The sequence below is a fragment of the Roseburia rectibacter genome, assembly GCF_014287515.2.
Lineage (GTDB): Bacteria > Bacillota > Clostridia > Lachnospirales > Lachnospiraceae > Roseburia > Roseburia rectibacter.
The window spans coordinates 634,197-648,372 of sequence record NZ_CP092473.1 but is presented as its reverse complement, the minus strand read 5'-3'; the positions used below and the strand labels follow the sequence as shown (position 1 = coordinate 648,372).

The 14,176-nt window shown below is 43.0% G+C and carries 12 protein-coding genes; 2 read left to right on the top strand and 10 right to left on the bottom strand.

Going from position 1 to position 14,176, the window contains the following annotated elements; genetic code table 11:
- Positions 1 to 74: 74 nt before the first annotated feature.
- From H8S51_RS03120 to H8S51_RS03110, 3 genes are read right to left on the bottom strand one after another with little or no spacing between them, the layout of a single operon-like run.
- Positions 75 to 1,124 (bottom strand): ORF6N domain-containing protein, encoded by a 1,050-nt coding sequence (locus H8S51_RS03120; RefSeq protein ID WP_186900040.1) that lies wholly within the window; start codon positions 1,122 to 1,124, stop codon positions 75 to 77.
- Positions 1,111 to 1,362: a resolvase gene (locus H8S51_RS03115; RefSeq protein WP_186900041.1), complete on the bottom strand. Its 252-nt coding sequence runs from the start codon at positions 1,360 to 1,362 to the stop codon at positions 1,111 to 1,113. Before H8S51_RS03115 ends, H8S51_RS03120 begins: the two co-directional genes overlap by 14 nt.
- Positions 1,347 to 1,706, bottom strand: a complete 360-nt coding sequence (locus H8S51_RS03110; RefSeq protein WP_118210207.1) for a replication initiator protein A — start codon at positions 1,704 to 1,706, stop codon at positions 1,347 to 1,349. The genes H8S51_RS03115 and H8S51_RS03110 overlap by 16 nt, the downstream gene beginning before the upstream one ends.
- 215 nt (positions 1,707 to 1,921) lie before the next feature.
- On the opposite strand from H8S51_RS03110, the gene H8S51_RS03105 reads away from it, so the two are divergent.
- Positions 1,922 to 2,773: a helix-turn-helix domain-containing protein gene (locus H8S51_RS03105; RefSeq protein ID WP_256451908.1), complete on the top strand. Its 852-nt coding sequence runs from the start codon at positions 1,922 to 1,924 to the stop codon at positions 2,771 to 2,773.
- A 120-nt stretch (positions 2,774 to 2,893) separates the two neighbouring features.
- On the opposite strand, the gene gtfA is transcribed toward H8S51_RS03105, so the two are convergent.
- From gtfA to H8S51_RS03080, 5 genes are read right to left on the bottom strand one after another with little or no spacing between them, the layout of a single operon-like run.
- On the bottom strand, positions 2,894 to 4,372 hold the full coding sequence (gtfA, locus tag H8S51_RS03100) for a sucrose phosphorylase (protein ID WP_186900043.1): 1,479 nt from the start codon (positions 4,370 to 4,372) through the stop codon (positions 2,894 to 2,896).
- Positions 4,362 to 7,169, bottom strand: a complete 2,808-nt coding sequence (locus H8S51_RS03095) for an alpha-galactosidase (RefSeq protein WP_186900044.1) — start codon at positions 7,167 to 7,169, stop codon at positions 4,362 to 4,364. Before H8S51_RS03095 ends, gtfA begins: the two co-directional genes overlap by 11 nt.
- 35 nt (positions 7,170 to 7,204) lie before the next feature.
- Positions 7,205 to 8,047 carry a carbohydrate ABC transporter permease gene (locus tag H8S51_RS03090; protein ID WP_117920775.1) on the bottom strand — a complete coding sequence of 281 codons (843 nt, stop codon included), beginning with the start codon at positions 8,045 to 8,047 and terminating at the stop codon, positions 7,205 to 7,207.
- Complete coding sequence (locus H8S51_RS03085; protein ID WP_117920774.1) at positions 8,044 to 8,919, bottom strand: carbohydrate ABC transporter permease; 876 nt, start codon at positions 8,917 to 8,919, stop codon at positions 8,044 to 8,046. Before H8S51_RS03085 ends, H8S51_RS03090 begins: the two co-directional genes overlap by 4 nt.
- The gene (locus H8S51_RS03080) at positions 8,916 to 10,217 is read right to left on the bottom strand and encodes an ABC transporter substrate-binding protein (protein ID WP_118210203.1); all 1,302 of its coding nucleotides are present in this window, start codon (positions 10,215 to 10,217) and stop codon (positions 8,916 to 8,918) included. The genes H8S51_RS03085 and H8S51_RS03080 overlap by 4 nt, the downstream gene beginning before the upstream one ends.
- A gap of 169 nt (positions 10,218 to 10,386) precedes the next feature.
- Here H8S51_RS03080 and H8S51_RS03075 point away from each other — a divergent pair, with 169 nt between their 5' ends.
- Positions 10,387 to 11,229 carry an AraC family transcriptional regulator gene (locus tag H8S51_RS03075; protein WP_118210202.1) on the top strand — a complete coding sequence of 281 codons (843 nt, stop codon included), beginning with the start codon at positions 10,387 to 10,389 and terminating at the stop codon, positions 11,227 to 11,229.
- Positions 11,230 to 11,410: 181 nt separating this feature from the next.
- Here H8S51_RS03075 and rlmD read toward each other — a convergent pair whose 3' ends face one another.
- Together rlmD and H8S51_RS03065 are read right to left on the bottom strand one after the other, a co-directional pair.
- The gene (gene rlmD / locus H8S51_RS03070) at positions 11,411 to 13,162 is read right to left on the bottom strand and encodes a 23S rRNA (uracil(1939)-C(5))-methyltransferase RlmD (protein ID WP_186900045.1); all 1,752 of its coding nucleotides are present in this window, start codon (positions 13,160 to 13,162) and stop codon (positions 11,411 to 11,413) included.
- 2 nt (positions 13,163 to 13,164) lie between these two features.
- Complete coding sequence (locus tag H8S51_RS03065) at positions 13,165 to 14,115, bottom strand: 3'-5' exoribonuclease YhaM family protein (protein WP_015560103.1); 951 nt, start codon at positions 14,113 to 14,115, stop codon at positions 13,165 to 13,167.
- Positions 14,116 to 14,176: the final 61 nt, after the last annotated feature.

Genomic DNA, 14,176 nt, shown 5'->3' with positions numbered 1-14,176 from the left:
TACACAAATCCTTTTTCAGATGGTGGCATTTTTTATCGTAACGGGGAACCGTGACAGCTTGCTTTCTCTCGCCTCTATTGTGGTAAAATCAAAGTTGGATTTTTCAACAGCGTGGCAATCACCGGGGCATATTTAGATATTCCATAATCTTCAACAATACTGGTTATTCTAGCGCCTGCATCTTTTGATGAAGCACCACATAAGAAAACCCTTTCATCAGCAGTTCCATAATCCAATACGATAAATCGATCATGAAATATACCGCCTGTCTTTTTCATTGACAAATTTACTGTTGGGTACTCCTTGCAGAAATCTGTAAATTCTATGTTGTGAAGTTTATTATTTCCAACATTATCACTGAATAAAATAATAGCTACTCCGGCCGGAGAATTCTTAAGGTGTACCAGCGTTCTTAATCCAATATAATTGTCAACGACATATATTGACGACTTTGCCTGCTTATAAATGGACTCATATACCTCATACGCACTACTAAATTTTGCGTTAAACATGAGCCACTTTTCATCATCATCTGAAACAAAGCTGTTCATCATATCAGCCAACTCAGATTTTGTCACAACATCCTTCAAGCCTTCTGCAACATCTGAAATCTGCTTTTCAAGAGATATCATATCTGAGTTGATTTTGTTAATTTCTATTCTGTTGTTAGCAGTTTCCATGCTTAACTGAAGTATTTCCCGCTGACCTATTAAATCACGATTTTCTAATATGTAATCTTTCATTTTCTTAAAGGTTCTTATTAATGCCTTGCTCTGCTTAACAGCCAACGGTCCTTTCAAGACAGTCATCAGCATATATAATCCTTGCTCTGTAAATACATGAGGATTATAACGACTTTTTGAACTTATATTTGCGGTACAATTTTTGTACCGCAAATCTTCTAATTCCTCATCTGTCAATTCAAACATAAAATCTTCATCAAATTTTTCAATATTATTTTTTACTTGTCTATTAAATCCCTTCGTATCATAGCCATATATCTCTGCTAAATCAGCATCAAGCAATACCCTTTTACCCCTAATTTTATACAGTTTTTCTTTTAGATATTCTTCTGTTACTTCTATTACTGTAACATCGATTTCTTTCTTTTTATCTTCTGCCATAGAACTCCTCCATCCATTTGCGGTCAAAAAAATCGTCCGCAATTTCTACCATTGTCATACCGCTCTCATATCCAACAACAAAATCATTATAAATTGCCATCCACTTGGCGTTATGTTTCTGACGACCGCTTAACTTACGATTTCTGTAATACTCCAATTCCTCCCGAAGTTCTGCATTCTCTTTTTCCAGCTCCTCAATTCTTTTTAATGCCTCTTCAAGTGTTACAGTTTTCTCCATTCCCCTGTCCGCCCCTTTCTGTGCTTAAATTGCTTTGGCAGCCAATTATCGTTATCTGCTTTCAACAAGTCATACACATATATCTTATTCGGCTTTCCTAATCCCTGATGGCTTCGATAAATCAGATTATGTACCTCCAGTTCCTTCAGCATCTTGTTAATTTTCTTATTTCCCAGATGCAACAGCTTCATCATTTCTTTGATTGTAAAAATGATAAATGTAGCTCCATATTCATCTCGCCATGCATCACCATTACACTCTGATAAGCAGCGCCGATCCAACAAAATCATATAAAGTGCCTTTGCCTCATTCGTTATACTTCTAAATTGATTTTCTTGATACATTTACAACATTCCATAATTTTTGTACTCCTTTCCGATTCATTGTATGAAACTATTTTCTCAAAATTTTTATACGAATCCGGTATATCCAAGATGCTGGAAAAATATCCTCTTTATGATTTTTTCCAATATTCTGGATAAGACATGAATTCGAATTCACTTTATTCTGCACCAATATCATGGTAGTCTATCTATATCTGTGAAACGAGGAATGTACTATGCACACAAGGCTTACCATACCGGAACGGCTGAAAGATTTGAGAGTCGCAGAAAAAAAAATGTCATTGCAGGAATTGTCTGATGCTACCGGCATCCCAAGTTCCACACTTGGCAACTATGAGAAAGATGAAAATGTAGATATGTCACTTGGCAATCTACTGACGCTTGCAGACTTTTATCAAGTAAGCACCGATTATCTTCTTTGCCGAACCGAACTACGTGAACATACAAATAAGTCAGTATCCGATCTGCATCTCAATGATGATGCAGTCCAAATACTGACTGATGAAAAATATAATCCACGGTTATTATCAGAATTACTCTCTCATGAAAGCTTCCACAAATTCATGACCGACCTGGAAATCTATATTGATGGATTTAATGATAAAGGCATTCAGATAGCAAACGCTTTTCTTGATGTGATGAGATATAAACTGAACGAACTCGGTGCCGATTCCACCGATGCATTTACAAAAATATTTGATACTTCCCACATTGAGACAGAACAGTATTACATAAACATCCTGTTGGAAGATTTAAAGCCAATCGTCTCTGACCTGAGAAATGCCCATATGAAAGACAGCAACACTGCCAGTGATATTGACTATCAAAGCATGATCAAAAATATCATTGATGGTTTTACTTCTCCAACTCAGTTTGCTACAGAGGATACTCCCGAAGCCTCTAATGATGCTTATATTAACGGACTACTCCTTTTGTTCTGCAAAAATTTGGAAATGAAAATTACCCAGCTTTCTGTCGAAGAAAAACAGACCTTAAAAGAAATATTTTCACGTTCCAAGCCGGCAAAGGAACATAGGAAACTGAGAAGACGAAATCCGAAGTTATAAGATTCAAATTATCCATTTTCAAAACAAGCCACCGAGCATTATCCCTATGTGGCTTGTTTCATCTATGATTATTTCCATTATAAAGTTTAGGTTTCATGTACAATCGACAGCCCAACTTAACTATCTGCTTTCTACTATTGTATATGTTCCTGATTCAAAATTTACATTTAATGTTGCAAATGCACTATTATATTCCCATCGGATTTGCAGAGAGCTCTCCCCTCCGGAGATTGCTACCTCTGCGCCTTCCGAAAATGCTTTATGGGTATTTCGCATGCGGATTAACGCAAGCTGTTTTTGAACCACATCTTTTTTCAGGTCTTCCGCGATCTGATCAGTGGAAAGGTTTGTCCGGTTGATTTCCTTATGTCCGGATTCTCCCGCGCGCCGCACCGCTTCGTGGTCATTTTTTCCGGCAAACAAATCCAGATACCAGACCTGAGGTTTGCCCGGCATAAACATCTGTATGGCACGCGCCAGAAGCATTTTTTCATCCGATTCTCCCAATGCACTGTAATATGTAGCGTTTACCTGATAATACAGATTCTTTTGTCCATGTAAATTTTTGACCATGCCTCCACGGGATACGATCCGGTCAATCAATGACTGGATCTCCTCTTCCGGAAGCAGCCCCTTTAAATCCAGAAGCGGGATGCCATCGTGACAGCCAAGCATGTTGACCGTAGAGATCTTCTTTGCCACGATCTCCTCTGCCCATGCCGCAAGGTACGTTCCGCGCCGGTTCTCAATCGCATCAATGACCAGTCCCGGCAGGAAAAAGTCATAGGTTGCATAGCCTTTTTCTGCAAGTGTCTCATATATTTTTTCATCATACGCTGCGTGGATCTCCGGCAAAAGCGTAAGTCCCAAAGGTTCTGCCAACGTATGGATCTTCTGTAAAAGTTCCCACGTCTCCGGATCATTGAGAAAGTTTTTCTTTCCCGGTGCTTTCGGCGCATAGGCAAAAGCATCCAGCCGCACGATTGTTGCACCATAAGAGGCTATTTTTTCCAGTGTTTCACGATAAAACTCCCACACTTTTGGTGACTGGATGTTTACATCCATCTGCCCGAGATACTGTCTGCCATGCACCTCCTGATAAAAGGTATTCCAGTACGGCACTTTTTTTCCATCCGGAAATTCCACCATCAGGATCGGCAGCCCGGGTTTGCGGAAAAACATCTGCTTCAGGCAGCTTTCATCCGGCTGGATATAGCCTTCCTCCGTCATGGTTCCATGCCCTTCCCAGAAATGGTTCCAATCGATGAAAAAATCGCGGTACGCAGAAGCCTCCCCTTTTTCCACAAGATCCCGAAACTGCGGGGACTGTGCGGAAGCATGGTTTAAAATAAAATCCAGTTTCAGGTCGATTCCCATATCCTTTAACTGTTCAAGGTCTTTCCGGTTGGCAAGCTGCTCATTCAGGTCATAGTCGATCACGGAAAATCCCCGGTCGAGATCGGAATGGTACAGGCTCGGCAGAATGTAAAAAGAAGAAAATACATTCTGCAAAGCCTCCGTTTTCAGCAATGTTACGATATCCCCAAGATTTCCTCCAAGACTGTCTGGATATGCATTGAGCATCGGTTTACTGTTCATAAACACTTCCGTCCTTTCCCACGATCAATCCTGCATTTTTGCGCTGCACTTCGAGTTTTTCCTGTTCCAGTTCCACCACACGGCAGATAAACGGGCTTGCGGCATTCTCGTCGCGGTTTCTGCGGATGCGCCGCTCCTTTGTCTCCTCCGGGGAACTTTCCAGAAAGACGGATAGATCCACACCATGTAAATCGTCACTGCCTCCGTGCGTCCACTCCAGAAGCAATACAGATATTCCTGAAAAATCGGTTTCTTCTGATGAAATCTCACCATCTTCCCGTCCCAAATGCCGCAATGTGATCGTATCTTTTCCCTCATGAAATGCCGCAAGCACTTCATTGATCCGGTCGAAGTCAATCTCTTTCTTTGTCCCGAGATATCCACGCAGTCCGTCTTCCCCGGCTTCTTTATACACACGCAGCCGTTCTTCGTCGTTGCGTTTTGGAATCCGGTGTGGATAATCATCGCCCGAGAGCAGATAACATCCTGTTCCGTCATTTAAAAAGTACTGCTGCAATGCCGTTGCAAGTGTTGTTTTTCCAGAACCGGAGCCACCGTAAATGCTGATGACCACCCGTTTTTCGGCATTCCCGTCACACAATTTCTGCACTTTTTCATATAATCTTCCCGCCTCTTTCAGTTCTGTAAAAGCAAACTGATATGCCTCATATTCCCCGGTAAACGGCGGAAGCGGAATTCCCGCATGCATCAGTGCCGCACCGGTATACTGTCTGCCGCTCTGTTCTTCCAGATACACGGCATCCGGTTTTAACCCACGCAGGCGGACATAAACGGCTGCCTGATTTGCCTCTGCCCTAAGACGCACTGCGCTGACTAATGCATGATCCTGTTCCTCTGATACCGTCATCCATGCCGCAATTTCATCCATAAACGGATCGGACAGCCGCCAGTAGGTTCCCTCGTTAATGAGTGTTTCATACTTCTTGTATGTTTTAATCTGCTCCCGGATCTGCTGTTTTTCCTCATCGGATAAAAGCGCCGGGTTTAATTCGTAACCGAAGGTTCCTGCCATCGCTGTCACCCCGCGGGTGTGGAAACTTGTCACCCGTCCGGTCTGGTGGTTCGGCACCGCCGAAACGTGCGCCCCCATTGCGGAAACCGGATAGAAAAACGAAGTTCCGTACTGGATCCTTGTGCGGTTGATTGCATCGGTATTGTCACTACACCAGATCTGCGGGGAATAATAAAGCATTCCTGCGTCAAATCTGCCGCCGCCACCGCTGCATCCCTCAAGCAGAAGATCCGGATACCGGCTGCACAGGCGCTCCATAAAATCATAGACACCAAGCACGTAATCATAGGACAGATTTCCGGCATAGACATCTGCCATACTGCGGTTCATATCCCACTTGACATAATCAATTTTTCCCTGATCCAGCACGGCACAAATCTGCTCAAATACACAGTCGCGCACTTCTTTTCTGGAAAAATCAAGCAGTAACTGGTTTCTCGAGCGCACCGGCCTTTTCCCCGGAATCTGAATTGCCCAGTCCGGATGTGCCCGGTAAAGGTCGCTGTCTTCATTGACCATCTCCGGCTCAATCCAAATGCCAAATTTCACCCCCTGATTATGCACACGGGTAATAAGCTCTGCCAGGCTTCCCCCCAGTTTCTTTTCATTGACCTGCCAGTCCCCAAGGGAAGAATTATCATCGTTTCTTTTCCCAAACCAGCCGTCATCCATCACTACCATATCAATTCCAAGGGAAGCGGCTTCTTTTGCCAGATCCACGATCGTATCTCCCGTAAAATCAAAATAGGCTGCCTCCCAGCTGTTGATCAGCACCGGGCGCTGCATATGGACATATTTGCTGCGGCACACATGGTTGCGGATGCAGTTATGATATTGCTGCGACAGTGCAGACAATCCGTCTGCCGAATAAGACAAAATGACTTCCGGTACCGTAAAGGTTTCTCCTTCCGCAAGCGGATAGGAAAACAGTTCTTCATTTAATCCGAGAAGCAGGCGCGTCTGGTTGAACTGATCTTTTTCTGCCTCACAGGAAAAATTTCCGCTGTATACAAACAGCATTCCATAGCAGCTGCCTGCGGTCTCTGTTGTTCCTTTTTCTGCCAAAATCACTGCCGGATTATACTGATGGCTGGACGTTCCCCTGCGGCTGCCAAACGCAATGGTTCCATGCCCCAGCGGCGTACGCTCCAGATTGCGCTCCATGGCATGCTTTCCATAAAACCGCAGGACATCAAAATCTCCATGTACAAAATCCAGACAGGCTGCCGCTGCCTTTTCGATCGTAATCTGCCCGGTTCCCGTATTTTTAATCTGGACGCTCCTTGTAATGACATCGTTTTCTTCCAAAACACCATACAGCAGATGAACTTCAACCTGTGCGTTTTCGTCTGCAAGGACAATTTCCAGTGTCTGTGCTTCCTCTTTGTCTGCCCAGACAGCCGGAAGTCCCTGTAACTGGTATTTGCCGCTTCGGATCTCATAACTTTTAAAAAGCAGATCTGCGCTTTCCACCCCTTTTTCATTTTTGATATTCAGCGCAATATTGCGGTAATCCCCAGTTCCAATGGAAGGATACTCCTGTGGCAGCGCATCCAGCGAATATGTGCGATCCATGCCCGCTGCATAAGGATTTCCGGAAAATCCACGGTCTGCATAGGTTAAAACATAATCCATGGGGCTGTTTGTTTTATCTCCATAGTACAGATGCAGCAGATATCCCAGTGGATCGACCTGCATCTGATAAGTTGTATGCGCCGTATGCAGGTTAAATATTTTTTTATTTGGATTGTATATAATTGCCATAGAAGTCACCTCGTTTTATTTTTATCGTTTTATTTTTATCCTTTGACTGCACCGTTTGCCACACCGTTTAAAATCTGTTTCTGGCAGATCACATAAAAGATCAGGATTGGAATCAGTGCCAAAATATAGGAAGCAAATGCCAGATTGTAATTGGTTCCAAACTGTGTCTGGAAATTAAGCTGTGCAAGCGGCAGCGTATTCTGTCCGGTTCCAGACATGATCACAAGCGGTGTCATAACATCATTCCACGTTCCAAGAGCTGTCAGGATTGCAACTGTTGCATGCATTGGCATCATCATTGGAAAGACCACTTTCCAGTAAGTAGTCCATGTGCTTGCTCCGTCAATATCTGCCGCCTCTTCCAGCGCTATCGGAATATTTTTTAAGTACCCACTGTAAAGAAGGACGTTCATTGGCATATAAAATACCAGATACAACAGAATGACACCCGCGCGGTTTCCAAGTCCCATATGCGCCGTCTGCTTTACCAGAGGCATCATTAAGATGGAAAACGGAACAAACATTCCGCTGACAATATACAGATAGATAAATCGGAAACTTTTTCTTCTTGCCATGCCGCGTCCGATCACGTAGCCTGCAATTGAGTGGATCAGGATTGCCAGTACGATCGTTGCCAGTGTGATCAGTAAACTGTTTCCAAGAGAGTGCCAGAAATCGGTCACTTCCATTGCCTGACGGAAATTTTCAAAACTCCACTGTTTCGGGAAAGAAAGTGCACCCGCCACATCGTTTGTCATCTCACTCGGTTTCTTAAACGCAATGATCACTGCCATATACAGCGGGAAAAATACCGTAACCGTCCCCAAAATCAGAACAATCGTAAGTACCCAGTTTGTTTTCTGTTTTTCTTTCATCATAACTGCTCCTCCTTCTTATTCATGACTGTCATCTGGAAAAGTGAAATCGCCACGATCACAATAAAGAAAATGACTGCATTCGCACTCTGGAATCCAAACTGTCCGCCATCCATACCATTTTTATAAATCAGGTAAGAGATGGATTCGGTGCTCTGTGCCGGACCTCCCTTGGTCAATGACATGATCTGGTCGAATACCATGAGGAAATTCTTTGTGCTCAGTACCAGATTGATCGTCACAAACGGCATCACCAGTGGAAATGTTACTTTCCAGAACTGCTTCCATTTACTGGCTCCGTCAAGCATACTCGCCTCGTAGACTTCCTCCGGTACAGTCTGCAGACCGGAAATATAGATGATGGTATTCATGGCAACTGCCTGCCATACACCAACAATCAGCACACCAATCCATGCGTATTTTTCACTTGCAAGAATACTGTTCTGTAAAAATCCAATATGGAACACATTTCCCACAGTTGGAAGAATGTAAGTAAAAATAAAACTGAAAATATAGCCGATGACAAGTCCTCCTAAAATATTCGGTACAAAATAAATACCGCGCAATGCACTTTTAAAACGGATTGCACTGTTTAATCCAACTGCCATGATCAGACTCAGCACATTTACCAGTATCGTTCCTGCCAGCGCATATTTAAACGTAAACAAATAGCTTTTTCCCACGCGGGAATCCGTAAACAGATCTGCATAGTTCCTGATCCCGACATAATCGTAAGTTCCGTATCCTTTATAATTGGTAAAACTGTAAATCACACCTTTGATCATTGGAAGTGTATTGAATGCAAAAAATAAGATTACAACCGGTATGATAACCGCCCAGAATGTTTTGTCCCTGTTTGACATTTTCTTTTTCATTGTGCATCCCCCTGTTCTTTCTGATAATCCTGTACTTTCCGAATCAGATCCCGGTTGTAGCGCTTCCAGTCGGAATCAAATTTTTTCAAAAACTTTTCCTGTGCATTGTCGCTTGTATCCAGCAGGAACGTCTGGATCATGGCATCCACACTCATCTCACTCGGATAATGGTGATCCTGATAATCTGCCATGCGGTTGTTTTCAATGTAAGGACGCATATCCTCGAGTGTTTCCGGAATTGCAAAATCCCCGTCTTTGCAGGCAATTCCGCCCTGATCATCCAGATAAATCTGAATGGTCTCATCGTCATACAGATATTTTAAAACTTCATATGCAGCCTCTTTATTTTTGCATGCTTTCATTACGGAAAACTGCAGATCAATTCCTGAATTTAATACATTGTCTGATTCGTTATCATTTGCAGGAAATGTAAAAGAGCCGATATTCATGTCCGGGTTGACCGATTTAATCTGGGGAATCGCATAGCTTCCAATCGGATACATGGCAGCTTCCCCGCGGGCAAATGCTGTACATGCATCGTTATAACCATATGCATACGGATTTTTTTCGGCGTAATCCAAAAGCGCACGCATCTTTTCTGCTACCGGTCCATACGTATCGGAAAATGTGGTATTTCCCATATTTACCTGATTGTAGGTATCCGAATCGGTAAGTCCGACTGCCAGCGCATTCCACGGAGCCAGACAGGTCCAGGTATCTTTAAAGCCCAGATACAGCGGAAGTGTTCCGCTCTGTTTTATTTCATCACACAGTGTGGTAAATTCCTGCCAGGTGGTCGGAACTTTCCAGCCATTTTCCTCAAACAGATCTTTGTTATATAAAATTCCTGCCGCGTTTGCCACATATGGAAGTGCATACGTGCCATCCTTTGGAATAAACTCCAGTTCCTTATCCATATCCAGATATGCCTGTTTTACGGTCTGGACTTCATCCAGATCGGAAATATCATCAAACAGATCTGCATCTAAAAAGTTGGAATAGTTGCTGTCCCCTCCGATTGCGATGATATCCGGATAATCCTCCCGGATAAAACGTGTCTTTAAAATAGTCATTGCTTCGTTTGGAGATGAAATCGTCAGATGGATGTCATCATGTGTTTCATTGAACCGCTTTTCAATTTTTTCAAATGCCTTAACTGCTTCCGGTTTGTAGGAAACCACTTCGATTTCGGTTTTCCAGTCTGCCCTTTTTTCACTTCCGCATCCGGCAAGACCCGTCATACACATGCCAAGTGCAAGCACCGCCGCAACACTGCGGAAAATACTTCTTTTTGCCATATTCTTCTCTCCTTTTTTTCAATATATCCGCTTACTCTTTTGATATTCTGATTATAACATACCTTTATGAGTCCTCAAATATCATCATTTTTTTAATTTTATATCAAAATGCGATATTTTATGTTATAATAGACATTGATATAGCATTTTGGTATATAAGGAGTATTTTATGGGCAATATATTATTTAATATTTTTCCGAATGAAAATTTTATTGATCTGTGTATGTATCAGTTTGGATATGAACAGTGTGATCCCGGCCATTCATTCGGGCCTGCAACACGCAACCACTACCTGTTTCACTATATTCTTTCCGGAACCGGAACCCTTATGGCTGACAATGCAAAAGGTGAAACACAGACCTATTCCATAAAAAGCGGGCAGGGATTTATTATTTTTCCCGGTCAGATCAACACCTACATTGCCGATAAACAGCTTCCCTGGGAATATATGTGGATTGAATTTGATGGCTTGCGTATAAAAGAAGCTTTAAGTGTCACAGATTTGTGTAAAGATGCGCCCATTTATCATTCACACTCCAAAGAATTGCGTGAAAAACTTGCTGATGAAATGCTTTATATTGTAAATCATTCTCATGAATCTTCTTTTCATCTCATTGGCCATCTGTATTTATTTATGGATTATCTGCTGCAGTCAGCAAAATCTACTAAGCTGGTTTCCAGTGGGCGCATGAGTGATTATTATATAAAAGAAGCAATCAATTATATTGAACAGAATTTTCAGAATAATATCTCGATCGAAGATATCGCTACAGTATGTGGCATCAACCGAAGTTATTTGGGGAAAATCTTCCGCAACTCAATTGGCCGCTCTCCGCAGGAATTTCTTATGAACTACCGCATGGTAAAGGCTACCGAATTGTTAAAGCTGACATCCTTATCTATTGCGGACATCAGTTCCGCTGTCGGATACGAAAATCAGCTTCATTTTTCCCGTGCATTTAAAAATATTTATGGTGTTTCTCCGCGGGAATGGAGAAACCAGAACAAGTAACAATAGATAAGATAGATATCATTCCTATCAGTCTTAATACTTCAGTATCATTACCTTGTCCCTTGAACACTTCCATATCAGTAAAAAGGACATCCCCTTACCTGTAAAATCTACAGTTCCGGAATGTCCTTTTCCCCATACTTTACTATATTTTTAACACATGATGCTGCTTATCCACAATCTATAAGATGCCAAAATGCCTAAACGCCTGCATAATTGCATCTTCCTTCTCCGGTGTACACTGTGGCTGTCTCGTATTCTCTGATTTAGCCAGATTGAAATTCTCGCCGACATCCAATCTACACTTCTTCTTAATCTGTGCGATATACAGTGATGAAACCTTAAGTCCTGTCTGCTCCAATACATATGCCTTTATCTGCTCATATGTCGCTTTTCCTTTGAATTCAGATAAATCCATATCCTCCAGAGAGAAGTCCACCTTCACTTTTCTGCTGTCGACCATTCTCCGTTCCACTTCGGTCCGCGCTGAGCAAAGATCCACCGGATCTTTAGCGCCCTTGGAAAGTAAAACAACAGTCTCCACATGTGTTGTATTCCCAAACTGATCCACCGCCCTTACCTTGCAAAGCTCATATCCGCCCTCACAAAGCATCTTAAGATCCCTCGCTAACGTCGCCGAATCACAGCTTACATACACGATCCGCTCCGGCTGCATCTTAAGCATCGTCTCAAGACATACACCATCGCACCCCTTTCGCGGCGGATCGACCACGATCACATCCGGGTGCAGCATATCTGCATCTGTGTCTTTCTTTTTTTCATAAAATGCCGGCAGCACTTCCTCTGCTTTTCCTACAAAAAACTCAGCATTATTGATACCGTTGAGCGCCGCATTATTCTTCGCATCCTCGATTGCCTGTGGGACGATCTCCACCCCATAAACTTTTCCCGCTTTCTGTGCAAGAAAAAGTGAAATCGTGCCGATGCCGCAATATAGATCCCACACGGTCTCTTTTCCGGTCAGTCCCGCATAGTCGAGCGCAAGGCTGTAGAGTTTTTCCGTCTGGACAGGATTGACCTGATAAAATGACTGCGGTGAAATATGGTATGCGACCGCTGTATCAGTCAGTGAAAAATCCTTCGTATCGCGTAGATGGATCATATCGGTAATGTATGGATCGCCCCAGATACATTTCGTCACATCCCCGAGGATCACATTTGTTTTCTTCGTATTCTGATTGATGGAAATGCTCTTCATTCCCTCGATGGCTGTCAATCTGTCGATCAGTTTTTCCACTTTAGGAAGACTATTTCCGTTGATAATCACACAGACCATAAGCTCTTTTGTGGAAAACCCATAGCGGATCAGGACATGACGAACCAGCCCCTTACCTGTATTTTCATCGTAAGATGCCACATGACATTCTTTCATATAAGAAAGGACTTCATTTAAAATAATCTGATTTTCCTCCACCCCCAGCTTGCAGTCATTTACCGGAATGATACTATGGGTGCGCGCTGCATAAAAACCGGCAACCGGATCACCATCCTTGTCCGCACCGATCGGAAACTGTGCCTTGTTCCGGTAACGGTATGGCTCTTTCATTCCAACAACCGGCTCCATGATACGGTCAATAAATTCCGGTTCAAAACCACCGATGCGGATCAGATTTCCGCGTACTTTATTCTGCTTAAACTCCAGTTGTTTCTGATAATCTAATGTCTGTATCTGGCATCCGCCGCATCTTCTGTGGAGCTCACACTGCGGTGTCACACGAAATTCAGACGGCGTAAGAATCTTTTCCACCCGCGCATAACCATAATTTTTTTTCATCTTAGTGATGCGGGCTTCGATCTCATCTCCAAGCACCGCATCTTTAACGAAAAAGGTCATGCCATCGTATTTTCCGATTCCTTCGCCGTCCACGCCCATATCTTCGATTTTCAGTTCTATGATATCATTTTTCTGCATAATTATAATTTCCCGGAGCGTCTGATATTGCTCTCAAGCAGACGGTTGTACCCCTGCCATTCCTGATTATTTTCCGGCACGTTGTTAAAGATTTCGCGCACCGTCTCCATCTTTGCATCAATATTATCCGCAAAACTGAGTGCCAATGCCTCCGGCAGCGCCGGTTTTTTCGGTGAACCAAACTCTAACTCGCCGTGATGTGCTAAAATACAGTGCTTTAACTCGCTTGCCAGTCCCTTTGGAAAATCCGGGATCGTGCGGATTCTGTCACCGACCATCTCGGTTCCAATAATAATATGTCCTAAAAGCTGACCGTCATCCGTGTAATCATTTTCCGGGAATGTGGAAAGCTCCTCTAATTTTCCGATATCATGGAAAATAGCTGCCGTGATCAAAAGATCGCGGTTTAACATCGGATAACAGCCTGCAAAATAATCACAGTGCTTTGCCACACTTAAGCTGTGCTCAAGCAGACCACCGACAAATCCGTGGTGCACAGTCTTTGCAGCAGAGTGGAATTTAAAGCGTTTTTCAAAATCTGCATCCTCCACAAAAAAGCTCTCTAACAGCTTCTTTAAATGCACTTCTTTGATGCTCGCAATCAGGCCTTTTAACTCCTCATACATCTGGTCGATATCCTTATCGCTGACCGGAAGGTAATCTTTTGGATCATACTCCCCTTCCTGCACCTTGCGGACGCGCTTTACATTCAGCTGTAAATTGCCCTGAAAGCTGGTGATATCACCCATTACGGCTATGTAATCCAGTGAATCGAACTCGTCGATTCCAACAGAACCAGGCTCCCAGATCTTCGCATCCAGTGTGCCCGTTTTGTCCTGTAAGATCAATGTATCATAAGGTTTTCCTGCCTTTGTCAGTGCAGACTGTTTTACTTTACATAGATAGATTTCATTAATTCGCTCGCCCTCTCTGAGGCTCTCAATATACTTCATACTACTCCTTATTCCTGCTTTTATTTTCTAAAATTATTATGCCTGTATCCGCATTTCTGCT

Coding starts and splice junctions, on each gene's coding strand:
- H8S51_RS03120 (WP_186900040.1), bottom strand. CDS start 1,124: ATGGCAGAAGATAAAAAGAAAGAAATCGATGTTACAGTAATAGAAGTA.
- H8S51_RS03115 (WP_186900041.1), bottom strand. CDS start 1,362: ATGGAGAAAACTGTAACACTTGAAGAGGCATTAAAAAGAATTGAGGAG.
- H8S51_RS03110 (WP_118210207.1), bottom strand. CDS start 1,706: ATGTATCAAGAAAATCAATTTAGAAGTATAACGAATGAGGCAAAGGCA.
- H8S51_RS03105 (WP_256451908.1), top strand. CDS start 1,922: ATGCACACAAGGCTTACCATACCGGAACGGCTGAAAGATTTGAGAGTC.
- gtfA (WP_186900043.1), bottom strand. CDS start 4,372: ATGAACAGTAAACCGATGCTCAATGCATATCCAGACAGTCTTGGAGGA.
- H8S51_RS03095 (WP_186900044.1), bottom strand. CDS start 7,169: ATGGCAATTATATACAATCCAAATAAAAAAATATTTAACCTGCATACG.
- H8S51_RS03090 (WP_117920775.1), bottom strand. CDS start 8,047: ATGATGAAAGAAAAACAGAAAACAAACTGGGTACTTACGATTGTTCTG.
- H8S51_RS03085 (WP_117920774.1), bottom strand. CDS start 8,919: ATGAAAAAGAAAATGTCAAACAGGGACAAAACATTCTGGGCGGTTATC.
- H8S51_RS03080 (WP_118210203.1), bottom strand. CDS start 10,217: ATGGCAAAAAGAAGTATTTTCCGCAGTGTTGCGGCGGTGCTTGCACTT.
- H8S51_RS03075 (WP_118210202.1), top strand. CDS start 10,387: ATGGGCAATATATTATTTAATATTTTTCCGAATGAAAATTTTATTGAT.
- rlmD (WP_186900045.1), bottom strand. CDS start 13,162: ATGCAGAAAAATGATATCATAGAACTGAAAATCGAAGATATGGGCGTG.
- H8S51_RS03065 (WP_015560103.1), bottom strand. CDS start 14,115: ATGAAGTATATTGAGAGCCTCAGAGAGGGCGAGCGAATTAATGAAATC.